The organism is Nostoc sp. UHCC 0302, from assembly GCF_038096175.1.
Lineage (GTDB): Bacteria > Cyanobacteriota > Cyanobacteriia > Cyanobacteriales > Nostocaceae > UHCC-0302.
In genome coordinates, this window is the sequence record NZ_CP151099.1 from 560,068 (window position 1) to 585,796 (window position 25,729).

The window sequence follows — 25,729 nt, forward strand, 5'->3', positions numbered from 1 at the left end:
ATGGGTTATGAGTTATAAGTTATGAGTTTTCCTAACTGCTAACTTTTAACTCCTAACTACTAACTTCAAACGCAATCTGATGGCTCAAGCTCTCGATCAAGTCGATTACGATACTCTCGATGCCGCAAAGCGGCGCTTCATCGATGCTGCAAAACGTACGCTTGGTTTTGCAAGCGCTTATGGAACAGTTCCCGTCTCTGGGTTCGGAGGAAGCGCTAACGCTTTCAGTTTCAACTTAGCTTCGTTTCTTGAGGCAGGGAATCAAGAACTTTCCTTGACGCTTGTTCCTGAAGGACTCGGAACAGCAGATGATACCCGGCCAGAGGATCTTTCGGAAGCAGAGTTGCGGCGGTTCTGGTGGAACATCGGTATCAAGATCATCTCATGTCTGACAAACGACGCTGCATCCTCTGGTATGCAAACGGTGCTGCTTGGTCTTTATCTGCCGTCGAGTACTCCTGAAACGGTGTTTACCCCCGCCTTCCTTGACGGGTTTCTCGATGGAGTAGTTGAAGGGTGCAAACGAGTCGGATGCGTTTACCTTTCAGGCGAAACTCCTCAATTAAAAACTAAGATGATTGCGGGCAGGCTTGACATTGCTGGCTCAGTCTTTGGCGTCATGCCACCGGGTGTTGCTCCTATCGACGGTTCACGTCTGGATGCTGGAAATACAATCGTTCTTGTCGAAAGCACAGGCCCCCATGAAAACGGTTTTACCCCGTTGCGAAAGCTCGCCGAATCGCTCCCTGATGGCTACAGAACAAAACTTCCAAGCGGGCAGGAGTTGTGGGAGGCGATGAACGCCGCCTCGAATCTTTACACACCCCTTGTACAGGCGGTACTTCGCGAAGGAATTCGTCCCACTGCGATGGAAAATATTACTGGGCATGGTTGGCAGAAGTTGATGCGGTCGGCGAAGCCGTTGCGGTATGTGGTTGAGACTATGCTGCCAGTACCTGAACTATTTACCTTTGCCGAGGATCATCTTGAGGGCGGGGCAGCAATGATGCTTTCTGTGTTCAACTATGGGGCAGGATTTGCGTTCTATACAGAGTCTGAGCAAGATGCAGAGAAGATTGTCATGTTGGCAAGAGAACATGAGCTCACAGCGGTGATTGCTGGCAGGGTTGAAGCGTCTCCTAACCGCGAGGTAGTAGTAGTGCCACTGGGTGTCACGTTGAAGGGAGAGTCTTTTGGCATTGCGCGAGGGGCATAGTGAGCTTAGATTACGTATTGCTATTATTACCTAGTAGGTAAAGTAGGCAATTATCCACTTTGTAATCACAGGGTAATCACAGGATATTTCCACTTATGCGATCGCTTAACTCATTAAGCGTTCAAATATATAAGTGTAAATACTAATTTCAAAAATAATTTAAAGATATCAACTGCGATGTGCTTAGGGCTTGTTAGAGTGCTTTTCTCTAGCAAGCTTACTTGTTATTGGTGTATTTCGCCCACTATGCTTACGTAGGATATTTTATGCAATATTTTTTACTAGTTCTTATATAAGCAATCAAAAATACTCATCACCACTAAAGTTGAGATTTGCTAAGGTAGTCTTAATATATTGAAAAAATTTGCTGAGTAATCTGAGAAAGTAACCACTAACACTAAATTTTGTGCTGGTGATTTCTGCTCTGTAGGTGTAGGTCTGTTAAGAATAGATAATTTTTATTTCCAGGAGGTTTATGGTTGTCAATTTTACTAAGACTGCTGCTTCGACACAACTTTTGAAACAAATATTCCAGAGCATTGATGCAAATAGTTGTCCAAGACTATTCAACTTTCATATGCACACAGTCTACTCAGATGGGAGGTTGCAACCAAGTGGATTGATGGAGCAGGCGATCGCTATTAACTTAAAAGGATTTGCCATTACTGACCACCATAGTGTTGCTGGGTATCAAGAAGCACAATCTTGGCTAGAAGACTGGAAGTGGAATAATCCTGGTGCAAGCACTCCTTATCTGTGGAGTGGTGCAGAAATCAATGCCAATCTTTTAGATACAGATGTTCATATTTTGGCTTATAGCTTTGAACCAGAACACTCTAGTATAAAACCCTATCTGCAAAGAAAGGTAAATACAGGTCAAGAATATCAAATAGCAAACGTGATTGCTGCTATTCATGATGCTGGGGGATTAGCAGTACTTGCTCATCCTGCTCGTTATAAGCGATCGCATTTTGATTTAATTCCAGCCGCTGCTGAACTTGGTATTGATGGCGTTGAAACTTTTTACGCCTATAACAATCCTAGTCCCTGGCAACCCAGTGCTTTAGAATCACAACAAGTACAAAAATTGGCTAGTGAATACTGTCTTTTTAATACCTGTGGTACTGATACCCACGGTTTAAACCTGCTACAACGTTTGTAAATATGAATAAATTTTTTGAACACTCCTGGTTCAAGCAGCCAGGGGGTTTATTTTATTTTGAATGGGAAAAACCTGATTATTTACAGCTGTTGAAATTGCGATAATAACCAAGCGACAACTCGGCTTTGATTCATTTGACGAGTCTGTCTGAAAGCCTCTTCTAAAAGAGAAAATTTTAATCCTGGTAATACCTGAGACTGAGTAATTCTCCTACTGCCACCATTTTCAATAGCAAAAGCAATCACTTGGAGATTTTGTACATCTATAATCCAATATTCACTTACTCCTAATTCTTCATAGAGTAGACGTTTTTCACCTTTATCATCTGCTAGAGAAGTATTGGCAACCTCAATAACCAAATTTGGCGGTGGATAGTTATCGAGGTTAATGATAGAAGTTCCCCAAGGAATTACATCAGCATTTTCGCCAATATAATAAGACACATCAGGTTGAGCTTCATTAAAGCCAGTTTTGCGATAAGTACAATTATCTTTCCCATTCATGGGAATGCCTTTGATAGCTGCGTAATTACTAGCAGCAAGGATAACAATCGTGTGGTCGCTAGCGTGGTCATTACCTACTGGTAGCATTTCAATCCTCATTTTGCCGTTGTAGTAATACCCCTTGGCTTTTCCATAGGCGGGATTTTCAACTACTTGAATGTATTCATCCCAAGTAGCTGTTATCCAAGTATCAGCGGGTAGTTTTGTTTTTAGTTCACTCATAGATAAACAGTACTAACAAGAAACACCAGAACAGCGTCAAGCTGAAAAAGCTTGGATTGACCAGCAGTATCTAGAACTGAGACAAATGCAAAATGGAATTGAGGTAATCTTGAATTATGATGCACGATAGCGATCGCTCTCTAGTTTCCCACTCAAAAAGCAATTGTTTACTTAGCCTCTAACCAAGACTCTAAATCAGCAATAGTAGAAAAATCTAACAGCGCTTCACCCAAATTTTCTAACTCTACAACAGGTAAACTCTGAATCTGTTCCTGCAATTGAGGAGTCAAGGAACCGAACCGACGGGTAAGTTGACGCATAATCAGCGTTATAGCCTCCTGCTGCTGTCCCCTTTGAATACCTTCTCTCATCCAACTAGTGACAATTTCCATAACTTCTTCCTCCTGGCTTGGTTCAATCCTAGCAAGCTGTTCTTGAAACACTGCCTCTTCTTCAGAATTCAAATCAAGATAAGTATCAATAAAACCAGAAATTAACTGCACTTGTGCGGAGTTTAATCCCAAACTAGCTAACAATTGTAGGGATAGCAGCTTTACAGTAGGACGTTCTTGAGTCTGCATCCGCATTTTGGACATCAAAGCGCTGGCTACAGGATTTAGCTGATTTACAAAATCTTGCCAATGTAAACGATTTAGCTGGATGACTCGGTAGTTGAATTCTAGTACAGTCCAACCGGGAAACTCGATGCGATAGGTGTTTGGTTCTGGGGTTTGAGGAGAATCATGAGAATAAATTACCACTGGATAAACTGGCAGGGCAAATTTTTCATGTAAACGTGCAAAATAAGTGAACATTCGCTTATTGAAGCCAGCTTGAGAATAAGATTGGTGTTCTAAGTGGATGATAAAAAGAGCATCCTGGCTTTGAAATGAGGCTCGCACGATTAAATCAACAATTTTACGCTCTCCTTCGGTGACATCCGTGAACATCTCTTGCGGTAAAAACTCCACAGAGTCAGGTTTCCAATAGGCACTGACATCAGGGAAAAAGAGTTCGATGAACTCTGGGAAAAAGTTGCTGAGGAGTTCTTTGAACAGGCGGTCATGATCAATCATTGAGTGATTTTATCGGATTCTCTCCAGAAAACAGCAAGAAAATTAGGGTGGATAGAGAGACCATAATTTAGGAGTGCTGAGTTCTAAGTGTTACTTGCTTAGTAAAAAACATCACTTAATTTGCTGGCAATGCTGGGATGAGAATTTGTTGTTAAAAAACAAAACAGGGATTGCAACATAGATTGATTCTGCTTTACTCTGGAAAAACTAGTACGCCAGTTTGCTTAGTGGGGTAAATCCCTGTACGTAGCTGGTTCTGAAGCGATCGCGCCTTGCCGCTAAACTTGTTAAGTAAAACACTTTGATAGCCTAAAACGATGAAAGCATCTGCTAATTTCGACTTTGAGGACGAGAAATTTAATGCCCCGCCTTCTCAAGTCATTCCCTGGTGTCAGATGATTAATCCTCGGTATGGCACAGATGGTATTCAATCCTATGGATTGGCGATTAAGTTGGATAATGCCCAAGCTGTTGGTTTCACACCAGATGACAATTGGCAACAGGTGGAGCATGAATTTAGCTCTGGAAGTGAAACAGTCTTCATCTCCACAACTCCACAAATAGTTATAGTGCGTCGGGGGCCGTTGTCTGTAAAAGACCGAGAAAGTGGTATGAAACTGGGTACACTTAAAGATAATTATGATGCTTTTTTAGCAGACAAACTTAAATTTAAAACCTTTACTCGCTATCTAATTTTTTTAGTAGGAAAAAACAAAAAGTTTTTACATCAATTGCCATTACAATTAACTCTCAATGGTGCAGCTGGAGCGAGTTTTAGCAAAACATACTGTGAGTTTCAACAAGGTAAAGTAGTTAGTGGATTCGTCGCTGAACTAGAGAAGGCTTATGCTGCATACCGTAAGCAACCCTTGTCACCAAAAGGCCCTTTATTCCATGCTCACGGAATTTTTTGCCCCATAATTGAATCTGAAGAAAGAGGCATTGAACCAAATACAGTTTTAGTAGCCTCAACTGTGGATTACAAACATCCCACAGTTGGGACATTAACACAATATATGATTGCTTCAGATTCTCTTGAGTCAGCAACTATCTGCAAGGCTTTTGAAGAATACAAAGATTTTGGTAAGGAACCTGTAAAAGTAGAAACACCCAAAATGGCAATGGCGGGCGTTTCTAACTCTTATGTTTATGCTGATGAAGACGATTTTGGTTATCCGCCGTATTAGGGACTGAGGGCTGAGGACTGGGTACTGGGGACTGGGGAGCAGGGGAGAAATAACTTACTCTTGACTCAGCACTCAGCACTTCTAACTCAGCATTCCCAATGCCCCATGCCCCATGCCCAATCCTATTTTTTCAACAGTAAATAATATAGTGAACCATTGCCGCCTGTAACGCCGGCGCGATCGCCTGCTAATTTACCAGAACCCATAAAGTAATCCACTCTTCCTGGCCCTTTAATGGCACTTCCTGTATCTTGATCGAGTACAAAGCGGCTAACAGTGCGATACTCTAGCTTGCCAGCACTGACGGGATAAGGAATTGAAGTATAAACCAATGCCAGTGCGCCAGGAGGCATGACAGCTTTATCTGTGGCTATGGAACGTTCTGCTGTAACTGGAACATGAATACTACCCGTGGCTGCTCTCCCCCCTGTTTCTTGAAAAAAGATAAATCGCTCCCAACGTGGTAAGTAATTATTCAACTCCTGCGGTTGTTGGCGGAAGTAACTGACCATACGTGGTAGGGTCATTCCTGCTAAAGGAAGTTTGCCATCTTTCGCTAGTTCTTTGCCGATACTTGTCCAAGGGTAATCCGTGCCACCTGCATAGCCAATGGACGTTGTTTTGCCATTAGTTAACTTAATCTGGGCAGAACCTTGGATGTGTACCATGTACGCATCGAGGCGATCGCGGAACCAAAGCATTTCTAAACCGTGCAATTGGCTTTTATCCCCTAGTAAACCATCCTTTCCTTCCAAATCAATTCGTTTTGGGTGCGGTTTAGCCCATTGTTGAAAGTCTGGTGGTAAGCGATAAAGGGGATATTTATATACTGAAGTTTTTACACGGCTAGCGGTATAAACAGGCTCGTAATAAGCAGTAAATTTTACAGTACCCTTGCCATCATTGCCCACAGACTTGTACAAGACAAACTCCCGGCGGACAGCGGCTTGTAATTGTGCTGGTGACTTAGAATAGACAACGAGTTGGCGGAATCTTGCCAAACTGCGACGGACACGATCAAGTGTAATACCCTGGACTGGATAATTTTGATACGCTGCGATCGCTTCATCCTTGGCTAGGTAACGCAAACTATTATCTATCGAAGCTAACAACGCTTTGCGATCGCCTCCTTTACCCTTTCGACCCCAAATTTGGTCATCCCAACCCAAACAAGTGGAGCGGGGCGTACAAGCTCCCATCTCAACAGGTGTTAGGGGCGGCGTTACTTCGGGGATAGTTGGTACTGGCAGCGGTATCTCAGGCGCAGGTAGTACTGGTAACGGCAGTAAATTTGGAACCTGAGCAACAGCTGACCAGAGAGGATTTACAACGGCAATTCCCAGACTCAAGGAAAGCAAAGCAAGGGTTTTTCTCATCATTTAGTTGAATCTTTCAACACTAGAACTAAAAACGGGTTCTACTCGGATGGCTATAATCCGAGATGGGCGTACCACCATATACTCCCCTTGAATATTTTTGATCGGCACGCTAATAAAGTCATGAGAAGCAGATTTTGGCACAAGTTCGCCACTATACCACTTTTGAAAATCTTGAATAGTAGGAAAACGGACTTCTTCCCGGTGGCCACTATCTAATAAGAGGTGTACGGCGTATTCATTTGGAGTTCTAGGCATAAGGTTGAATCATTTGAAACACATTCAACCCATTGTTAACCACGTAACGGCAGAATGAAAAGAGTAAGCATACGGGAGCAACAGAACCTTTTCGCCATAAGTGAGAGAGTTTAAAATTAGTAACCCATAACTCCTAACTCTCAACTTTTACTTTCGCTTATGACGGTTACCAAGCCAGAAACAGTTCCCAACCATTCATTCAGGAAAAAATTTCCATCGCATAAAGTAGAAAGGAACCAAGAGTTATCTATATACTATCTCCTGATTAACTAAGTATGAGTGTATTGCAGACGATTGAGAACCACTATAATTCTGCTGTCAAGGAGCTTCGCTGTAATTCATAATTATTACCCCACAAATGAATCTGCCTGCTCTGAAGGTGCTACGCATTTTTTTCTTTCTCCATAAATAAATTTGGTTACTCTGAGAACTAAATGAATTAATTACGAATTAGGTTAGCGTAGCGGGGCGGAGCATCGTTACGGATTACGAATTATTCAATCAAAGCTGGCGGTTATGTCAACATGAAGGTGAGGACTTAGGCAAGTCATAATATGTTAGGAAAGTTACTAGACGGGCGTTACCAAGTCCTCCAAATCTTAGGTGGAGGCGGATTCGGTCAAACTTATATTGCTCAGGATACCCGCAGACCAGGCTTTCCAAAGTGCGTAGTCAAGCACCTCAAGCTAGCCACTAACAACCCAGAATTTCTGGAAACTGCTAGACGGCTGTTTAATAGTGAGGCAGAAACACTAGAAAAACTGGGTAATCACGACCAGATTCCTCGGCTGCTAGCTTACTTTGAAGAAGATGAAGAATTCTTTTTGGTGCAAGAATTTATTGAAGGGCATACTATCAAAGCAGAACTAATACGCGGTCAACGTTGGACAGAAGACCAAGTTATTCAACTTTTGCAACAAGTTTTGAGTATTCTGAACTTTATTCACAGCCACAAAGTTATCCACAGAGATATCAAGCCAGACAATATTATTAGAAGACAAGAAGACGGCAAGTTAGTGCTGATAGACTTCGGTGCGGTCAAATTAGTCCAAACACAACTGCTGACAGTTTTAGGACAGATAGAGTCTACTATCATCATTGGCACACCAGGATATATGTCTACAGAACAGGGGCAAGGTAGACCCCGCCCCAATAGCGATATTTATTCTCTGGGTATTATTGCTATCCAAGCGCTAACAGGGGTGCATCCTAATGAATTTGAGGAAGACCCAGATACAGGAGAAATTTCCTGGCAGCATCAAGCTATAGTCAGTCCTAAGTTGGCGTATGTGCTATCTAGGATGGTGCTACACCACTTTAGACAGCGCTTCCAGTCTGCGGCAGAGGCTTTACAGGCGCTTGGGCAGATTGATGCTCAAGAAGAAGATTTAACTCAGCCACCATCTTCTATACAGCTACCTCAAGCAGTACTGGGCTTGGCTCAATCGCCTTTGCCACCAGAAACCATAATTGGCGATGCAACTGCTTTTATCCTTTCTCCAGAAAGTTACAACCGCTTAGAAAAGATTCTTTTGGAATTTATCGGGCCAGTAGCGCCGAGACTACTACGACAAGTTGTAGCATCAGTTTCCAACTGCGAAGAATTAATCAATAAGTTGGCATTGCATCTAACAGAAAATCAACAAATTGAGTTTAAAAAGAAAACAATTTTCCTAATGGAAAAATCTACTTTATTACAGGAACTGACTGTTAAACATGAACTAAACTCAGATAATTTATTAAGTCAAGAAACTCAACTAGTTAGTGACAGTTTTGTGCATCAATGTGAGCAAGAGTTAGTTAATTTAATTGGGCCAATTGCTACTTTCTTAGTGCGAAAAGCTATAAAATCTTCTCCACAAATTTCTCGCGTTGAACTTGTAAAAATTTTAGCAGAACAAATTCCCGAACGTCAAAAATCTTTGCAATTCCAGCAGCGTTTACTTTCTTAAAAAAGGGTATGGGGTGTAATACTAATTCGGGATTCACAAAATTTTTATTAACCTTGTTGATTAAGCATATCCATAGCTATTTTTAAGCTAGATTTCATCCGATTAAATGCCGCTGCCAAACCACCAATTTCGTCATTAGAAGTTTCATCAAAATCAGCGCTCATGTCGCCAGTGCTAACTTTTTGGGCGATTTTTTCTATATTTTTAATTCGCTGAATTACAGCTTTTTTAATTAAGAAGTTGATTAAGAAAATTACGATGGCAAAGATAGCAATTAAAAGCCCCATTATCAAAGACCAAGTGCTTTTGGCATTGGCAAATACTTCTTCAGAAGGAACAGATATTATTTGAGCGCCAAGAGGTTCGTTTAGTTTCCAGCCAAAACCATTTTGTGAACCATAAGTTGCCAACTGACTCTTAGGAGCCTGCTCTGGTGTGGAATGGCATCTGAGACAGCTTTGTTGTGTAATTATAAGTGGCCGTGCAATGTAAAATACTTGTCCTTCAGGTAAGTTGCGAAAATCAGAAATTTCTTTAGTTTTAGAATCTTTACGAAAGTTTTGTACTAGTTCGGCTTCAAAATTATCAGCTTTATCTCGCAAATTAGTTGGATTAAGGAATGCATCTTTATAACGAAAATTTTTATACTCTGGTTTTTTGCGGAAGTTATTAAATACCTCTATGGCAGAAAAACTTGGTATTGTCTCAGGGATGAACGTTGAATCGGTTTCTACTCTAGGTGATAGTAAAGGATTAATCCGGTCTTGTGTATAGTTTCTTACCGAATTTACCATTTCCATCAGAATCAAGGCTTGAGAAGTCACTTCATTTTGCGCTCTCTGTTGAAGTACCCTCGATAAGGCTGCGCCACTGCCAAAAATACTAATTAAGAAAACTAGTATTAAAAGTAAGTTGAACTTAGTACCTATTTTTAAGTTTTCTAACATATTGTTGTAGAATACAGCTTTACAAATGAAGCTAGTATCTGAGATTGTTCAATATAGTTTATACCTGTTCAAAAGCAGCAAATCAACAATTAAATAAAAAATATTAATTTTTGAAGAAAATATGACCAGTTTAAGCAGCAGTGAAGCACACAGAGGATTTCAAGTTAGTCAAGTACATAAACTAGGTCTCAAATCCAAGTATAAAGACTGTTTGACTTCCCATTTCTGACTTTTGACTCATGAATTCTACTGTATCTAGATTAGGTGTAATAGCAAAATTATTTTCTTAACCATAATAAGTGATGTTTGTGCGATTTTCACGCCGATTTTTTCTTTTACAACTGCTAGGTTTAACAGTTACTGGATGTCAATCAACACCGAAGTTTGAGGGCGAGATAACCATTGGTGCAATCAACTATGGTGGAAGCGGAGAGATTATTAATCAATATGCTAAATTCAATCGTTACTTGGGTGAAAAAACTAAGGCATATATTCAGCTAGAGCCAGTTTTTAATGAAACTAGGGCGATTGAGCGTCTTGAGGCTCGTGCTTGGTCACTGGTATTTGCTCCTCCAGGTTTAGCTGCGATCGCGATCGCACGTTACCAATATGTTCCGATTTTTCCTCTATTAGGTGTAAGTAATTTACGCTCAATCTTGGTTGTTCGTAAAGACAACCCAATTACCGATTTAAAACAGCTACAGGGTCAAACAGTTGCTTTAAGTCAACCAGGTTCAGCAACAGGATATTATTTGCCCCTTTTTAATCTTTATGGTTTGACATTAAAAGAAGTATTGTTTGCACCCGTACCTAAAACAGTTCTAGAATTGGTGACTCAAGGCAAGGCAACCGCTGGTGCTGTTTCCATAGCTGAATTTAATGAGACACCCCAACCCGATTTACGCATACTCTACACAGATCCTCATTATGTTCCGCCTGGGGTGGTTTTGATTGGCCCTACTATCGAACGCAATCGCCAAGAGTATATTCGCCAAGTCATGAGTGAGTTTCCCTCAGTTTTAGCTGAAGAAATCGGGTATGTACCTAATGGGCAAGTCCCAGATTACAAATACATGATGACTGTGGTTGAGCGAGTGAAATTGTTTGCTGGCAAGTTACAGAATAAGCCAGCGCCTTTATTTTAGGAAGCACAGTACCAAAAGCGATCGCCAAGTAAATCGTCGACACTTTGCTAAAAAAATAGTTAAAAACGAATTTAGATTCCTTTTAACAACAAAATATCATGGCTGAAGAAAAGACATATCTGGAACTTTCAGAAGCTGATGGCGGCTCACACAAATTCTATGAAGTTGTCATAAAAGATACCCAAGTCACCATTCGCTATGGTCGTATCGGTGACTCAGGGCAGACTCAAACTAAAACTTATCCCTCCCCTGATAAAGCTAAAGCAGACGCCACTAAAAAGATTAACGAAAAGCTGAAAAAAGGTTACGAACACGCCGTTATAGGTGTACGCCAGAAACGTGCTGTTACACGACGCCAAGTCACCAGCACTGTTTCGACAGCAAAACCAGCGCCAATTCTCTGGAAATTTACCTCCAAATCAGCCGCCTTTGGGATTTTCATTGATGCAAAACGTTGCTGGGTGGGTAACCAAACTGGTCAAGTTTTTGCTCTTGACCATCAGGGTAAAGTTCTCAATCAGTTTAAACTCCCTGATGGTGTCAAATGTCTAGTTGCCGATGATGTTTGGATTTACGCTGGCTGCGATGATGGTAACGTTTATGACTTAACTGGCAAGTTACCACGGATTACTTACAAGATTGATGAAAATGTTGATATCTTCTGGCTAGATATCAAAGATGGCTTACTGGGAGTATCTGATGCCAACGGTGGTGTAACCACAATAGACCACGATGATGAATCGCAGTGGACTCGTTTGAGCCAAGGTCAAGCTGGTTGGATGGTACGTTGTGACGAGGTTGGCGTCTATCACGGCCATAGCCAGGGCGTGACTATGTATGATAGCAAAGAAGGTCGGATGCTCTGGCATCAAAAGACTGGCGGTAGCGTGCTATTTGGTTGGCAGGAAGCATCTGCTGTCTACGCAGGTACAAGCGACCATAAGGTTTACTGTTTTAGTAAAAAGGGTGAGGTTGCCTCAGTCTACAAGTGCGATGATGCAGTTTACTCTTGTGCAGCAGCACTTGATGGTAAATATGTGTTTGCTGCTGACAATAGTTCTTCAATTTACTGCTTTAATCAGGCAGGAGAACGCCTCTGGAAGCTTGGTACTGGATGCGGCTCAGCTTTATCCATGCAGTTTTTCGATCATCGCGTTTATATTGTTACTACCGATGGTTCTTTAGCCTGCATCGATGCTAGTGAAGCTGCTATTACTGCCGCTCAAGCGGGAACAGTTCCCGACGCGACTATTATTAAAGCACCGAAAGGAGAAGGAGCAGCACCCTCGACAGTTCTGGAAACCACCACAGATATCAGCCAAGGTGTGATTATTGAGTGCTTTCGCGAGGGCAGTAAATTGCGAGTTCGCGTTGTCTCACCAGGATATGACTCCAAATGGAAAGTACAGTTTCCCAAGGATATCCGCCAAGAAGGTCAGCGCTATCTTGTGCAAGAGGTGCGGGAGTCAGCTAGTGGTGGTTTCTACCGCGCCTATGGTGAAATCAAAAAATTGATTTAGCGCGGTTCTATTAGTAAAGCTCTTTGGCGATTTTTACGTAAGTCCTGATTCAAATCGACAGAACATCAGATACTCAAATTAAATTTGCAGGGAAATGGCAGAAGCAGTACCTTATTGGCTAAAAATATTATTAACACTAGTTGATTCGTGAACAAATTTGTTAGTGATTTTACTTAGCGTCTTTGTGCCTTTGTGGTTAAAAAATAAATATTAATTACAAAGACACAAAGAAGACTAAATGCTCAACTCACGGAAATTACTACACCCGCACTCTCATGTGCTAACCTACTTACTGCACATACAACATAGGTTCCTGGTTCCACAGTAGCAAAAGTTGTGCCAGCCGATAAAATTCTCTGAAGTGTCCAAGTACTACCACTCTGCCGATAAAGAGTCCAAGAACGAACTGGCTGATTATCTCCAGGTTGCCAACTTAGTTTGCGGTTGTTGACTTGTAGTCCAGTGGGCGGAGGTGGTGGTGTTTCATTCAGCCAAGACAAAGTTGGAGGTAACGCAGGTTTGTTATACAGCAGACTCTGGAATTTATCAGCAATGCCCTGACTATTTTCTGTCAAAACTCCTAGATTAAAGAAAATATTGCCCAGTGAAAACTGTCCAGCTTGGCTACGACTAATTTTCACCTGTTTTTCAATCTCATCACTCTCCCTACTTTTATTACTTGGTTCTGTGAGATTGTTACCAGCATAAATGTGTTTTTGCTTTGTGTTTACTTGTGTCCACCACCTTAGCAACGCAGAATAACTTTGTTGTGCTTGGTCAGTACGCCAGTACAGTTGGGGGGCTAAATAATCAATCCAACCTTGTTCTAACCACTTTTTGGAATCAGCATACAGCACACTATAAGCATCTAAGCCAGTAATTCCCGGTGGTTGTCCGGGGCGGTAAATGCCAAAGGGACTAATCCCAAATTTAACGTAGGGCTTTGTGGCTTTAATTCCCTGAGATAGACGTAGTACCATTTGATTAACGTTTTCTCGTCGCCAGTCACCCAAGCTGAGGTTACCCCCAGTTTCTTTGTAGGCTGCGTAAGTTTTGCCATCGGGAAAAGATTGACCCTCAATAGGATAGGGATAAAAATAGTCATCTAAATGAATACCATCTACGTCATAACGACGTACAACATCAATAATTACGTTGTAAGCCCTATCCTGAACAATTTTTGCCCCTGGTTCCATCCATAGTTGATTACCCCATTGGTAGACAACTTCGGGATTAGTTACAGCTAGGTGAGGACGGACATTAGGCGAACCTTTAATACTGGTCTTGGCGCGGTAGGGGTTAAACCAAGCATGAAGTTCAATATTGTGCTTGTGACATTCAGCGATCGCAAACTCTAATGGATCATAAAATGGTTCTGGTGCTTTACCTTGTGTTCCCGTCAGCCAAGCACTCCAAGGTTCTAGTTGAGAGGCATATAAAGCATCACCCTCTGGTCGCACCTGAAAGATTAGGGCATTGAAGTTTAGCTTTTGTAATTGATTGATAATCTGAGTGAGTTCAGCTTTTTGTTGGGTAACGGAAAGTCCCGCTTTAGAAGGCCAATCACTATTCCACACAGCTGCTACCCATGCCCCCCGAAACTCACGACTATGATTTACTCTCACACTACCCTGTGGTAGGGGTAAAGGTAATGGTATCGGTGTTGGCGTTGGCGTTGATGTGGGTGTGGGTATTGACGGAACTACAAGGTAAGCAGAACTAATCTTTTGTGCTTCACCCAAATACACTAAAGCTTGATAGATAAAAACTGCCACATCGCCACGGGTAGCGGCGAGATTAGGATTGAGTAATTTAATATTTGGGAAACTAGCTACTAATCCAGCAGTAGTAGCAATAGCTACTTGATTTTTACCATACGCAGGAATCTGAGTAGCATCTTGATAGATTTGTGGCAATGTTGTCAGGAGGTCAGGTTTTATCTTCGTATCAATTTCCAAACCCGCTACCAAGGAAACTAAAACTTCCACCCTAGTAATACGATTAGCGGGACGGAAGGTTTTATCAGGAAACCCGCTAACAAATCCTCTTTCGTAAGCTGTTTGAATGGCTGTTGCTGCCCAATAATTCGTCGGTACATCAACAAAGGCAACATACTGCCGCTTCTTGGGAACTTTCGGAAATGCTTTGGCAATGATGGCAGCAAACTCAGCACGGGTGAGTGAGTGATCAGGGCGATATGTGCCATTAGGCAACCCACTGACAATACTACGTTGGGCTAAGGCGTTAATAAATAAGCTTGCCCAATGGTTTTGAATATCCGAGAAGGGAGTAGAAATAGATACCATTGTTGATTGCAGCTAGCTGGCCTTGATTTTGATTTCCTCTGCTAATTTAGCAATACCAGAGCAGTTGCTGCTGCAATGTTCTTTAAACTTTCACTATTGAAGCTTTGCTGCTTTTATGCGTAGGTCTGTTAACCTCTAATTGTGGTTAATGCCTAAATTACAGCAGAATTCACGAAGAAAACAGGCTTTATACCTGACTTTGAAGCCTATATTGTGTACTTCATCAACTTGAAATCTGCTGTATTCTGAGTATCTTCTACAATCCAGCTAGTAATATTTTAGATTTTAATTATAGTCAATATTGGCTTTGCCAAGGCAAAAAGCGATTCTGCTTTAGGGCATTGCCGAAGGCAATCATGATCATATCTGCTACGAGGAGGTAGCGCCTTGCAAAGTAATAATAATCACAAATTTTGTTACTGAAACTCAACAATATCCCAGCGATCGCTACAGCAATGATATATGCAGTCGCGCTTCTTTGCTATTCAAATAATAATTTATCCCCTCTACTTTTCAAAAGAAGAGTTAGCCGTGTGCAGAGAGAAGTCTAAGCGCCAGAAGATGGCGCTCAGAACTTTGGACAATTACCCCCGTTCACTGAACTGGCATAGTAGGAGCCGAGGAATATTTGAAAATTAAGATGACTTGCTCAACAGCATAACTTTTAGGGGCATCAAGCTTTAAAAAACGAAGTTGTCAGCTTTATTTAGGGTGCCTGTACCTATTGTATTTACCGTTATGAAATTTCTGAAGCTGCCTTCGTCATTCGGGCCATCGGCATCAATTTGTACCTTAAAATTATTATCACTAGCACCTTGCACAACTTTTACATAGCCATCGGCTATTGCATTCGTACCAGTGTAATCTTTCTCGAATAGGTTATCGAGCAACTGAGTTAAGACTATTTTGTCTTGGCCAATATCGAAGTCAGTTATTGTGTCACCCGCATCGCGAATGCTGGTGTAGACAAATAAGTCGCTACCAGCACCACCTGTGAGTTTATCTGCACCTTGGGAGCCGGTGATGCGATCGTTTTTGGAGCTGCCGGTTAAGGTATCAGCCTCTGCGGAGCCATTAATTGCGACAACACTGCTCTTCTTGGCAGCATATTCAAACGCTCCAACATCAGGTTCGCTGTCACGAGCAATACTACGCGCATCAACTTTTGTTGCCCCTCCAACACCAGCATTAATCGCAGGACTACCTGCTAATAGTGGACGCACTAGTACACCGTCAATGTTTTGTAGCTTGCCTAGTTTCGGATCGGCAACTAGAGAGTTAGCAGTTACTTTGACAGCCTTTGTGGTTAACGGCCCCGGATACTCAATGTTACCGCCGCCATCCTTTAACTGGTACGCAACTTGCTGTCCAGTGTTTGCCGGATCTGAATTGTTAACGATGATTGAATTAGTAAGTGTTGGTTTTTGCTTACCCACAGCCCAAAAGCCTCCAGCACTTTTTTCGGCGTAGTTATCAGCAATAGTAGAGTTGCGAATGTTGATTTCGGCATCTGCTGGAGGATTCACGGCTATAGCTCCACCAAGCCCTTTGTCGGTAGTTGCTTTGTTCCCAGATAAGGTAGTGTTTTCGATATTGATCGTCGCATTGTTAGAGGTTGTGTCACCATCTAGCCACAAACCACCACCTTGTCCCTCGGCGACGTTATTAGCGATCGTCACATTGCGGATTGTCAGATTACCATTGCCTCTTAATCCCCCTCCTTGAGCAATACCTCTGTGGTCGGCGTAGACAGTATTGTCAATAATAGTGCTGTTTTCGACAATTGCCTTATCTGGATTGTAGATATAGAGATAAAGCCCTCCGCCTACCCCAGAGCCAGAATTGCCTTCAAACCAGCTATCACTAATTCTAATTATGCCGCCCACTGTGCTGTCGTTAACCCGAGGGCCGGAGATATTTGCACCATCTGTGAAAATCGCTCCGCCTCCACCTTTTGCCTTGTTGTTGAGAAAAATTGAATTTTCAACAATGAGTGAACTTAACGAGACGTACATTGCTCCACCTGCAACACCTTTGTTTTCGGTGAATTTGCTATTCTTAACAACTACCGAGCCACCGTTATCAGTTGCGATCGCACCTGCACTAAAGCCATTACCCGTTAAAGTACCGTCGTTCTTCTCAAAGGTGCTATTAAGGACTGTTAAATCACTTTTAAAGCCTACATGAATTCCTCCACCTTGACCTGCCTCATTCTCATAAAACTTGACATTATCCACAGTTAAATTACTGTTGGAACCAATTCTAACTCCACCACCTTTGCCTTCGTTTTTGCCATCCCTAATCGTCAAGTTTTTTAGGGTAACATCAATCCACACTGCTGTAGAGAATACTCGGCTGCTGTTGTTACCACTGAGAGTCAGGTTTGGCGCCCCAGCTCCGTCGATTGTCAAATCTTTTTTGATAATTAATTCACCAGAAGTCAGAGTAATCTTTTTACCTGCTAGCTTCGATGCAAATGCGATCGTGTCACCTGATTCAGCCTCTACAAGAGCATCGCGCAACGAACCAGCACCATTATCGTTGGTGTTGTTGACGGTAATAATAGACATTGAAAAATTCCTCTAATTTGTGCTTGCTTAATCGTTTCTTGCTACTAAGACATCGCACAGAAATAACTATCTGTGTGCTAAAGGGGAAGCAAGATTCAAACCATATCGAGGCAGAATCTAGTAGTTATAGTCCCCGTGAAAATCAGACTTATTACGGTAGATGTTTGACAGTTCTTTATTAGTGACTTTGTTGCCCGTCTGATACTTGTTTTCATCTTCTTGAGCTTTAATTGTCAGTCTTTTGTAAGTAGTAGTGTTACCAATTAAATGAATCACTACCTTTCTACCATTCATTAGTCTGCTTCTCCAGCTTTCTGTAATCTGATCGAACTTGGCTGCTCTATCAATTGTAGAAATAACAATGGCGAAGCCGACGTTAGCTTGTGCTAACGGCTTTTTATTTTACAGCAATGCAGTTCTATGAATAAAACTGCAAAAAACTTTAGGTTCAGTCTATACCAAAGTGTTTCCTCATGACACTAATTGGGCTGCTCTTCATTTCGGACAGTAAAAATCTACGTCATTATAATACCTGCCCAAGATATAAATTCGTCAAAAAAAATCTTAATCAGGTCAAATTAACCGTCCATCACTTATATATAAATAAATTTTATTTCAGGTTAAAGACCGTCTCTGAATAGGACATAAACAGGTTCAGAGCTTTAAGCACTATACAGGATATAATCTTTATTCACAACTGACAACAGGATTACTACATCCAAAAGTTTCCGTAACGGACAAAATAAATAATGGATATTAGCCATAAATAAGTTAACGCCACTATTTCAACGTGCTATCTACTCAAGTTTTTTCATCCGATTCAGCAGACTGGATAAGAACGATAAGAATCAGACTACGCTGGAAATAGCAAGGTTTTTGAGGTCTCAATTACATTAGTTCAAAGGCTAAATCACTCTCAAGCTCTGTTGCATTAACGCCATCAGAGTGAATACAAATACTTCTTTATATAACTGTAAAAGAATGGAGTTGAAAGATGCTGTAGAGTCAGGATAATGATTGAAACAATCTTTTTTTTTAACTCTGTGCCAAGCCTGTTGTCAAGACATGGAGAGTATTTTTAGTAACGGTAAGGGGTTGCATATTTATTGGATTAGTGCTTAGATTGATGTTTAGCGATTAGTGATCCCCGTAGCAAAGAGATTATCAGCATTGCTTTGTGCAGTTTCTGGTTTTTAGGAGAAAGCACCCGCAGTAGTTTTTAGCTTACATGACATACAAATGATGTAAATTTGATTATGATGTTTAGAATTTACAGCAACATAAAGCTTGTAATTACTGCTTTTGAGGTAATAATTAGTAGCCCTTTATTGATGAAGCAATACTCCAAGGCTTATAAAGTATTTATGAATTTTGTCAACGCTGAAACTGTAAGTAATTCAACATAAAAAATATAAAGTGTAGGGGGTATTAGCTGAAGCCTTTCAGTATCTTCTAAGCCCTCTGAGATGCTGCCGTTTGCCTCCGATCTCCAACAAAAGAAACAGATACCCAAAGGGTATAACACAGTTCAGTAGATAACTACCAGCGACATCAACCAGATCACAACTCACTAAAGCTTGCTATATGAGTAGCCCAGCAATACAAGCAGTGATAAAACCTGCAAGCAATCCACCAATCATTGAGCGTACACCTAAGCGAGCTAAGTCATGCTGGCGTTGCGGGGCCATCCCTGCAATGCCACCAATGGTAATCCCAATTGAACCTATGTTTGCAAAATTGCATAATGCATAAGTGGCAATAATTACTGCACGTTGAGAAATTTTGCCGCTCTCGATTAGCTGCTTCAAATCTAAGAAAGCGATAAACTCATTGAGAATTGTTTTTGTACCCAGTAATGCCCCTACTTGTCGACAATCAGCCCAAGGCACACCCATCAGCCACGCTACAGGAGCCATGATAAAAGACAATATCCACTGCAATGATAGCTGTGCTAAACCAACACGCACTCCCAACCATCCCAGAAGTGCGTTTAGGGCAGCTAGCAACCCCAAAAAGGCTATAATCATTACCCCGACGTTAACTGCTAGCTTGACACCATCAATTGCTCCTGTAGTTGCGGCATCAATCACATTCACATAATTGCTAGTTTCTACATCCATACTTGCTTTGCCGGATGTCTGTGATACTTCTGTTTCTGGATACAGTAATTTTGATACCACCAACGATGTGGGAGCAGTCATAAAGAAAGCAGCAATTAAATGTTCTGCTGGGATACCAAAGGAGAGATACGCCCCTAACACTCCACCGGCAATTGTGGCAAAGCCTCCTGTCATCACGGCATGGAGTTCTGATAAAGTCATTTTTGCTACATAAGGTTTAACTATCAGTGCAGACTCTGTTGGCCCCAAAAAAATGTTACCTGCACAAGATAAAGACTCTGAACCTGATGTTTTCATTGTCTTGATCATCACCCATGCCAGAACATTCACCACTCGCTGTAAAATGCCATAGTAGTACATGACGTTAATGAAAGCAGAGAAAAAGATAATTGTGGGCAGCACTTGGAAAGCAAAAAAATGATCTTTAAAATTTTCTCCAAAAACAAATTTTGCACCAACATCAGAGAATGCCAAAAAGTTGCTAACAATATCTCCTAGAGACTTAAACACATTCAAACCCCAAGGAGTTTTTAGGATAATCAGTGCCAAGACAAATTCCAATCCTAAGCCCCACACTACTGTTCGCCAACGCACTGCATTACGCTGAATAGAAAAGGCATACGATATGCCGATGAAAACTAATATTCCCAAGGCAGAAATAGCGCGTTCCATATTTACTCTCAGTTTATTCCTAAAAATAAATGCAAACATAGTTTGCCGTTAATGTTTTAGGATAAACTAATACTGGGCAGAACTTTCATGATATTAATGCTAATCCTAATCAAGTTGAGGCTTAAACTAGCTTAAGTGTAAATAAACATCAGATTTTGATTCGGATTTCAGGAATTATGTAAAAATTAAGTTGAACAGTTAAGTAGGAATTCTGGGCTTAATTATATAGTTCCATTCACTACGAAAAGAGTTGCGCTCAATAGCAATAGCATTAAATTCTTGGTCTGTAACTTTGATTCCTGTTTCGTAGCGATTTTCATCTAACCTAGCTTCTACTTCTAATCCTTGTTGGGTGGTAGTATTGCGAATTAAATTAATCACAACTTACAAGCTAGTTAAAGGTCTACCACGCCAATTTTGAGTAATGTGACAAAACAAGCGATGCTCAATCTTATTCTATTTACTTGTGCCGGGAGGAAAATGGCATACATGAATCGTTTGATTAATTTCATCCACAAAATCTTGTAGTTTTAACTTCCATAGTCTTGAACGATAACAGCCAGTTTTACTACGCTTTTAGAAGTCCATTTGAGAGGAGATTCACTCTTCTCCTAAAGTCATTGGTTCAACCAGCGATTCCAAATCTGTTAGCAGCATTGGATCTTGTTCTTCAAGTAGTTTACGCCCACCACCCACTTCACGGATTCTGATACTATCATCTGTAGTTTTTGACCCATCCGTTTCTGACAACAAACCTATCCCGGAATTAATTGTAGTACGGGAAAGTCCTGTTGCTATTGAGACCTGACTGATACCTCCCCAACCCAGGCTTTGAGCTTCAATCGCTGCCCAAATACGTCGTGTTTTCTCATTCAAGTAAGGACTCAACCGCTCATACTTGTCTTGAATGCTTTTCACCACCTCGTTCCCAGCCATATCACCCTGCAACACCAGTTATCTTCTCATTATTCAGCCTCTGAGTAATTCGTCCAAGTTATTTTTACATAATGCCTTAGATAATAGTGTGGGAATCTCGCTAAAAGTTAAACAAAGTATTTTTGAAAATTTATTCACAACTAGAACTGTAGGTAAACGGGTAGGGGAGGGATTAGCGATCGCCCGTATAATTCTTATGTAAAAAGATAGTGATACTCTAGAGGAGAAGGTTGAGAGTTTGCAATTCAAATTCTGATTTAAACGCACTGCAAACCTGATAACCTAAAAGTCACTCCAAGAGAAATTGTTTATGAATCGGATGTTTCGGCGTTACCATCGTCAGATTGCGATCGCTTTATGTCTGCCGTTGTTTCTGACTGTGCTAACTGGCATGAGCTTTACTATTGCACATGAATGGCTTCACCAAGACGAGTTAGGCGAATTTCTACTCGGACTGCACACGCTCGAAATTTTGCATTTAGAAAAAATTTACCCTCTTTTAAATGGTTTGGGATTAGTCGGCTTATTAATTACTGGTGTGAGTATGACAGGCTTATTTCGTCAAAAAGTCTAATCATCTAATAATAGTAATACCACGCAAAAGCGAGACAGTGCGCCATTGCAGTTTCCCCGACTTAATGACTGTGGTTAAATAATTCTTGCTGCAATTGAGCAACGCAGTGCGATTGACAAGATGTGGAAATTGTAGTGAAAACAAGCCTAAATCTCGCTTACAAGCTCAAACACGGGTTGTTGCTAAGTAATATCAGATACTAGAAGTAAATGCGATCGGCTTTACCAATTTTACTTGGGCGATCGTTCAAATACCCGATTCTTTTGAAATTTTCAACAGCAAATAGGTAAAAACTCAAGATTTTCAAATTTTGTATGCGTTGGGTTTCACCACTCAACGCAACCTAAAATTAAGTTCTTTGTTGGGTTAAGCTTCGCTTTATCCAACCTACGTTTTGCTCAATCAAACGAATATCCTGCAAAGAAAATTTCAATAGGTTTGTTTTCACAATAGACGATTATATGCCTACTTGTTCCTCGTTCTATATCCCTCCAAAACTTTTGTGCAGTGTCCGAACGTTTATTACCACTTAATAGCACTGACTCTATTAGTTTATAAGTTGGCTGATCTGTGCCAAAGCGTGAAAATAAGTCATTGCTAGATAACGATAAGTTGTGAAATGGTACATTATGCTTTCTAAATGAGCATTTTCTACTAGTAATTCCCAATTTTTATGAGGAAATGGAGTGTCTGAGACGTAACAAATATCGAGAATTGAGCGAGTACATCAACATTACCTCTTTCTATCAAATCTTCCATAATTGCTTTGATAGATTGATGCTGCTTTCCTGGTTTAGGAGAATTTTCTGTAATAGGAAATTCAAGAAACGGAATTATAGGATTATATCGTCCTGCCTCAAATTCACGTTGTCGCAGTGTGTTCAAAGCTGCACTAATATCAGATTGATAATCTATGTAATACCAATAAGGTTCTGCACCCATATTGCTTTATAGCACTTATTAATATGATTGTCTGACTAGCAGTCTCAAGTATAATGCCACTAAGAATCTCACGCTAACTTTAGTTTTATGTTTTACAACCCCATGACTGTGCGATAATGAGCCTCGATTTGCGCCACTGTTTGAGATTTACGCTTTGGTTCCCACTGACTGCGATTAAATAATTCTTGCCGCAATTCATCAACATTAATTGTAGTAACTTTTCCATCAGTAATAATTTGTTTACCATTCACCCAAGCACTATCAACAACATTTGTAGGACGCCCTAAAACTAATAAACCAATGGGATCTGTCCGAGGAAGTAATGATAAATTGGTGAGGTCATAAAGTACTAAATCGGCTTGTTTACCTACAGTAAGAGAACCAAGTTTATCTGCAAGGTTCAATCCTTTTGCACCGCCCAAAGATGCCATTTCTACTGCTTGCCGAGGTGTAATCCAGTGTTGATAATCTGAGCCTGTAACGTTGTGCAAAATAGAACCAATTTTAATCGCTTCTAGCAAATCTTGAGAGTCATTACTAGAAGCACCATCGCAACCAAAAGTGACGTTGACCCCAGCTTGTCGATATTTTAAAATAGGAGCGATACCACTACCTAAACGTAGATTACTTAAAGGATTATGAACAACTGTAGATTGAGTTTCTGCCAAAATAGCAATATCAGCATCATTTAACCAAACACAATGAGCTAGAGTTGTGCGATCGCTCAAAAATTCGATTCTTTTCAAATGTTCAACGGCAGTACAACCATATTTTTCTTGAGCAAGTTTTTCCTGCGCTTTGGTTTCCAATAAATGGGCGTGACGACAAAGATTGTAGCGTGAGCTTAACTCAATACACCCCGTAAATAAAGCATCAGTACACAACTGAATCCCCGTTGGTGCAACTAAAATATTCACACCCTCTTCCGGGCGATGAAACTGTCTCACCGCCTCTTCAATAATTTCTAGGGTTGCCGCAGTTGAGCGATAATACGGTTCATGAATCTGTGCTGATTCCCCAGATGGAAGACCTGCGGTGATGGATTCATCTTGAATTAACGGGGCGATAAAGGCGCGAATGCCAACTTCTCTGTAAGCGCGAACTGCAACGGCAATAGTTTCTAATTCTTGTCCAGGAATTAATACCAAGTGATCTACTACACTCGTGCCGCCGGAAAGTAAAGTTTCCACCGCCGTACCCAAGGCGCTGAGATAAACCTTTTCCGGGTCGAGAGGTGCAAAATCATACAATTCCGCTAGCCATAATTCTAGAGGAAAGACAGACATAATCCCGCGCTGCCACATTTCTGATGAATGGGTGTGCGCGTTGACGAAACCAGGAAGCAACAGCTTATTTTTACCATCAATTACTGAGGCGATACCTGCGACAGGCTCAAGGGCGATCGCATCTAGATTGGGGGCAATAGCAGCGATTTTACCCTCTACAACCTGTACATCTACGGTAGCGTAATCGTCATCGGTGGCAATCAAAACATTCTGGATAGTAAAATTCACGATTTTAACCTTGATTAAGTAATTGAACGCAAAGCAGGATTTCAAGTTACAAATTAGGAGATGGTGTTGGATGCTGCAATTTATGAATTTGCCTTTTCGGACATTGGGAGTTTCACCAAATGCTTGGACAGTGAATCATGCGATCGCAGATATCACTCGTCCGCAAACAACCCCACAACCCGTTATCTTATCAACAGAAACTAAAACCCTGCGCCTAGATTTGGCAAAAACTGCCATCCTCGTCATCGATATGCAAAACGACTTCTGTCACCCTGACGGCTGGTTAGCGCATATTGGCGTCGATGTCACTCCAGCGCGTCAGCCTATCAAACCTTTGAACAACTTACTTCCTCAACTCCGTGCAGCAGGTGTTCCCGTAATTTGGATAAATTGGGGAAATCGCCCCGACTTACTCAATATTAGTGCTGGTTCGCATCACGTTTACAACCCCACAGGTGAGGGCGTAGGATTGGGCGATCCGCTACCCAGCAACGGTGCTAAGGTACTCATGGCAGGTAGTTGGGCGGCTGCGGTAGTCGATGAACTAGAACAGTCACCAGAAGATATTCAGATAGACAAATACCGCATGAGTGGCTTTTGGGATACTCCATTAGATAGTATCTTGCGAAACCTCGGCAGGACGACACTATTTTTTGCTGGTGTCAACGCTGATCAATGTGTGCTGACTACGCTGTGTGATGCCAACTTCTTAGGATATGACTGCGTATTAGTTAAAGACTGCACCGCCACAACTTCTCCCGAATATTGTTGGCTGGCTACATTATACAACGTTAAACAATGTTTTGGTTTTGTTACTGATTCACCAGCGATTTTAACAGCGCTAAAAAATCCTGAACAAACAGGAGGAGATAAATAAATGTACGCTACTCGTTGTGTAATTCCTGTTATTAAATCTCCCAAAGAGTATCAAACATACCGTATTAGTCCCCAGGATAGTAATCGGTTAGCGATTATCTTTGATTCTACAAATGCTAATACTTCCTTAACTTGCTGCATAGAAATTTTTGATGTTGGTGGACAAACACCACCAAATCGTCATCAGTGGGCGGTGGAAATGTTTTTTGTCCTCAAAGGTGAAGCGATGGCTATGTGTGACGGCAAGAGTGTCCAGATCAAAGCCGGAGATAGTTTATTAGTGCCTCCTACTGGTACACACTTAATTAAAAATACAGGTTCTACTCGCTTGTATACGTTGACTGTGATGGTTCCCAATGAAGACTTTTCAGAATTAATTCGCAGTGGGACTCCAGTCGAGTTAGATGCAGAAGATATGGCAGTACTGGGAAGATTAGATGCTTTGATGCCCTGTTAGAAATATTTGAAATCAGTAGAGGTGTATAGCTGTTTCCCCTACTGATTCATTAGTTGCAAACATTTTTGAAATTATATTGTGTCCGGTAAAACACTTATAATTAGGCTCGTAGTTGCGCTTGAGCGCAATAATCATATATGGTATGGCGCTAAAGCGCAACTACAAACATACATTTTATTTATAAGTAATTAATTGGAC

The 25,729-nt window shown here is 41.2% G+C and carries 20 protein-coding genes and 1 pseudogene; 9 read left to right on the forward strand and 12 right to left on the reverse strand.

The features are described 5' to 3' along the window. Positions 1-79: 79 nt before the first annotated feature. Together WKK05_RS02300 and WKK05_RS02305 are read left to right on the forward strand one after the other, a co-directional pair. On the forward strand, positions 80-1,216 hold the full coding sequence (locus WKK05_RS02300; RefSeq protein ID WP_341528203.1) for an AIR synthase related protein: 1,137 nt from the start codon (positions 80-82) through the stop codon (positions 1,214-1,216). A gap of 475 nt (positions 1,217-1,691) precedes the next feature. Then, entirely contained in the window at positions 1,692-2,378 is a 687-nt protein-coding gene (locus WKK05_RS02305) for a PHP domain-containing protein (RefSeq protein WP_341528204.1), read from the forward strand. Between the two features lie 80 nt (positions 2,379-2,458). Here WKK05_RS02305 and WKK05_RS02310 read toward each other — a convergent pair whose 3' ends face one another. Both WKK05_RS02310 and WKK05_RS02315 read right to left on the reverse strand, forming a co-directional pair. Then, a complete protein-coding gene (locus tag WKK05_RS02310) occupies positions 2,459-3,103 on the reverse strand; it encodes a Uma2 family endonuclease (protein ID WP_341528205.1) in 645 nt (214 codons plus the stop codon). A gap of 167 nt (positions 3,104-3,270) precedes the next feature. Further along, a complete protein-coding gene (locus tag WKK05_RS02315; RefSeq protein WP_341528206.1) occupies positions 3,271-4,179 on the reverse strand; it encodes a DUF4351 domain-containing protein in 909 nt (302 codons plus the stop codon). Positions 4,180-4,496: 317 nt separating this feature from the next. Between WKK05_RS02315 and WKK05_RS02320 the strand changes: the two genes are divergently transcribed. After that, complete coding sequence (locus WKK05_RS02320; protein ID WP_341528207.1) at positions 4,497-5,366, forward strand: DUF5895 domain-containing protein; 870 nt, start codon at positions 4,497-4,499, stop codon at positions 5,364-5,366. Between the two features lie 122 nt (positions 5,367-5,488). Here WKK05_RS02320 and WKK05_RS02325 read toward each other — a convergent pair whose 3' ends face one another. After that, positions 5,489-6,742 (reverse strand): murein transglycosylase A, encoded by a 1,254-nt coding sequence (locus WKK05_RS02325; protein ID WP_341531002.1) that lies wholly within the window; start codon positions 6,740-6,742, stop codon positions 5,489-5,491. Positions 6,743-6,745: 3 nt separating this feature from the next. Further along, on the reverse strand, positions 6,746-7,000 hold the full coding sequence (locus tag WKK05_RS02330) for a hypothetical protein (RefSeq protein WP_341528208.1): 255 nt from the start codon (positions 6,998-7,000) through the stop codon (positions 6,746-6,748). A 554-nt stretch (positions 7,001-7,554) separates the two neighbouring features. Between WKK05_RS02330 and WKK05_RS02335 the strand changes: the two genes are divergently transcribed. Beyond that, positions 7,555-8,952, forward strand: a complete 1,398-nt coding sequence (locus WKK05_RS02335; protein ID WP_341528209.1) for a serine/threonine-protein kinase — start codon at positions 7,555-7,557, stop codon at positions 8,950-8,952. 47 nt (positions 8,953-8,999) lie between these two features. On the opposite strand, the gene WKK05_RS02340 is transcribed toward WKK05_RS02335, so the two are convergent. Further along, complete coding sequence (locus tag WKK05_RS02340) at positions 9,000-9,899, reverse strand: DUF3365 domain-containing protein (protein WP_341528210.1); 900 nt, start codon at positions 9,897-9,899, stop codon at positions 9,000-9,002. 302 nt (positions 9,900-10,201) lie between these two features. Between WKK05_RS02340 and WKK05_RS02345 the strand changes: the two genes are divergently transcribed. Further along, positions 10,202-11,044 carry a PhnD/SsuA/transferrin family substrate-binding protein gene (locus tag WKK05_RS02345; RefSeq protein WP_341528211.1) on the forward strand — a complete coding sequence of 281 codons (843 nt, stop codon included), beginning with the start codon at positions 10,202-10,204 and terminating at the stop codon, positions 11,042-11,044. Positions 11,045-11,142: 98 nt separating this feature from the next. After that, complete coding sequence (locus WKK05_RS02350) at positions 11,143-12,564, forward strand: WGR domain-containing protein (protein ID WP_341528212.1); 1,422 nt, start codon at positions 11,143-11,145, stop codon at positions 12,562-12,564. 242 nt (positions 12,565-12,806) lie between these two features. On the opposite strand, the gene WKK05_RS02355 is transcribed toward WKK05_RS02350, so the two are convergent. From WKK05_RS02355 to WKK05_RS02375, 5 genes and pseudogenes are all read right to left on the reverse strand, one after another. Further along, positions 12,807-14,870, reverse strand: a complete 2,064-nt coding sequence (locus WKK05_RS02355; protein ID WP_341528213.1) for a family 10 glycosylhydrolase — start codon at positions 14,868-14,870, stop codon at positions 12,807-12,809. 680 nt (positions 14,871-15,550) lie between these two features. Further along, a complete protein-coding gene (locus tag WKK05_RS02360; protein WP_341528214.1) occupies positions 15,551-17,440 on the reverse strand; it encodes a choice-of-anchor Q domain-containing protein in 1,890 nt (629 codons plus the stop codon). Positions 17,441-17,557: 117 nt separating this feature from the next. Further along, positions 17,558-17,803 (reverse strand): hypothetical protein, encoded by a 246-nt coding sequence (locus tag WKK05_RS02365; RefSeq protein WP_341531003.1) that lies wholly within the window; start codon positions 17,801-17,803, stop codon positions 17,558-17,560. Between the two features lie 1,217 nt (positions 17,804-19,020). Then, a complete protein-coding gene (locus tag WKK05_RS02370; RefSeq protein WP_341528215.1) occupies positions 19,021-20,232 on the reverse strand; it encodes a NupC/NupG family nucleoside CNT transporter in 1,212 nt (403 codons plus the stop codon). Between the two features lie 198 nt (positions 20,233-20,430). Continuing rightward, positions 20,431-21,168, reverse strand: a pseudogene (locus WKK05_RS02375) (hypothetical protein). Between the two features lie 310 nt (positions 21,169-21,478). Here WKK05_RS02375 and WKK05_RS02380 point away from each other — a divergent pair. Further along, complete coding sequence (locus WKK05_RS02380; protein ID WP_341528216.1) at positions 21,479-21,742, forward strand: peptidase; 264 nt, start codon at positions 21,479-21,481, stop codon at positions 21,740-21,742. 654 nt (positions 21,743-22,396) lie between these two features. On the opposite strand, the gene WKK05_RS02385 is transcribed toward WKK05_RS02380, so the two are convergent. Both WKK05_RS02385 and WKK05_RS02390 read right to left on the reverse strand, forming a co-directional pair. After that, positions 22,397-22,684: a hypothetical protein gene (locus WKK05_RS02385; RefSeq protein WP_341528217.1), complete on the reverse strand. Its 288-nt coding sequence runs from the start codon at positions 22,682-22,684 to the stop codon at positions 22,397-22,399. A gap of 92 nt (positions 22,685-22,776) precedes the next feature. Continuing rightward, on the reverse strand, positions 22,777-24,198 hold the full coding sequence (locus WKK05_RS02390; RefSeq protein ID WP_341528218.1) for an amidohydrolase: 1,422 nt from the start codon (positions 24,196-24,198) through the stop codon (positions 22,777-22,779). Between the two features lie 82 nt (positions 24,199-24,280). Here WKK05_RS02390 and WKK05_RS02395 point away from each other — a divergent pair, with 82 nt between their 5' ends. Beyond that, positions 24,281-25,075 (forward strand): isochorismatase family cysteine hydrolase, encoded by a 795-nt coding sequence (locus WKK05_RS02395; protein ID WP_341531004.1) that lies wholly within the window; start codon positions 24,281-24,283, stop codon positions 25,073-25,075. Beyond that, positions 25,076-25,531 (forward strand): cupin domain-containing protein, encoded by a 456-nt coding sequence (locus tag WKK05_RS02400; protein ID WP_341528219.1) that lies wholly within the window; start codon positions 25,076-25,078, stop codon positions 25,529-25,531. Positions 25,532-25,729: the final 198 nt, after the last annotated feature.

Bases quoted from the DNA above. Each gene is read 5' to 3' on its own strand.
- WKK05_RS02300 (WP_341528203.1), top strand. From the start codon at position 80: ATGGCTCAAGCTCTCGATCAAGTCGATTACGATACTCTCGATGCCGCA.
- WKK05_RS02305 (WP_341528204.1), top strand. From the start codon at position 1,692: ATGGTTGTCAATTTTACTAAGACTGCTGCTTCGACACAACTTTTGAAA.
- WKK05_RS02310 (WP_341528205.1), bottom strand. From the start codon at position 3,103: ATGAGTGAACTAAAAACAAAACTACCCGCTGATACTTGGATAACAGCT.
- WKK05_RS02315 (WP_341528206.1), bottom strand. From the start codon at position 4,179: ATGATTGATCATGACCGCCTGTTCAAAGAACTCCTCAGCAACTTTTTC.
- WKK05_RS02320 (WP_341528207.1), top strand. From the start codon at position 4,497: ATGAAAGCATCTGCTAATTTCGACTTTGAGGACGAGAAATTTAATGCC.
- WKK05_RS02325 (WP_341531002.1), bottom strand. From the start codon at position 6,742: ATGAGAAAAACCCTTGCTTTGCTTTCCTTGAGTCTGGGAATTGCCGTT.
- WKK05_RS02330 (WP_341528208.1), bottom strand. From the start codon at position 7,000: ATGCCTAGAACTCCAAATGAATACGCCGTACACCTCTTATTAGATAGT.
- WKK05_RS02335 (WP_341528209.1), top strand. From the start codon at position 7,555: ATGTTAGGAAAGTTACTAGACGGGCGTTACCAAGTCCTCCAAATCTTA.
- WKK05_RS02340 (WP_341528210.1), bottom strand. From the start codon at position 9,899: ATGTTAGAAAACTTAAAAATAGGTACTAAGTTCAACTTACTTTTAATA.
- WKK05_RS02345 (WP_341528211.1), top strand. From the start codon at position 10,202: ATGTTTGTGCGATTTTCACGCCGATTTTTTCTTTTACAACTGCTAGGT.
- WKK05_RS02350 (WP_341528212.1), top strand. From the start codon at position 11,143: ATGGCTGAAGAAAAGACATATCTGGAACTTTCAGAAGCTGATGGCGGC.
- WKK05_RS02355 (WP_341528213.1), bottom strand. From the start codon at position 14,870: ATGGTATCTATTTCTACTCCCTTCTCGGATATTCAAAACCATTGGGCA.
- WKK05_RS02360 (WP_341528214.1), bottom strand. From the start codon at position 17,440: ATGTCTATTATTACCGTCAACAACACCAACGATAATGGTGCTGGTTCG.
- WKK05_RS02370 (WP_341528215.1), bottom strand. From the start codon at position 20,232: ATGGAACGCGCTATTTCTGCCTTGGGAATATTAGTTTTCATCGGCATA.
- WKK05_RS02380 (WP_341528216.1), top strand. From the start codon at position 21,479: ATGAATCGGATGTTTCGGCGTTACCATCGTCAGATTGCGATCGCTTTA.
- WKK05_RS02385 (WP_341528217.1), bottom strand. From the start codon at position 22,684: ATGGGTGCAGAACCTTATTGGTATTACATAGATTATCAATCTGATATT.
- WKK05_RS02395 (WP_341531004.1), top strand. From the start codon at position 24,281: ATGAATTTGCCTTTTCGGACATTGGGAGTTTCACCAAATGCTTGGACA.
- WKK05_RS02400 (WP_341528219.1), top strand. From the start codon at position 25,076: ATGTACGCTACTCGTTGTGTAATTCCTGTTATTAAATCTCCCAAAGAG.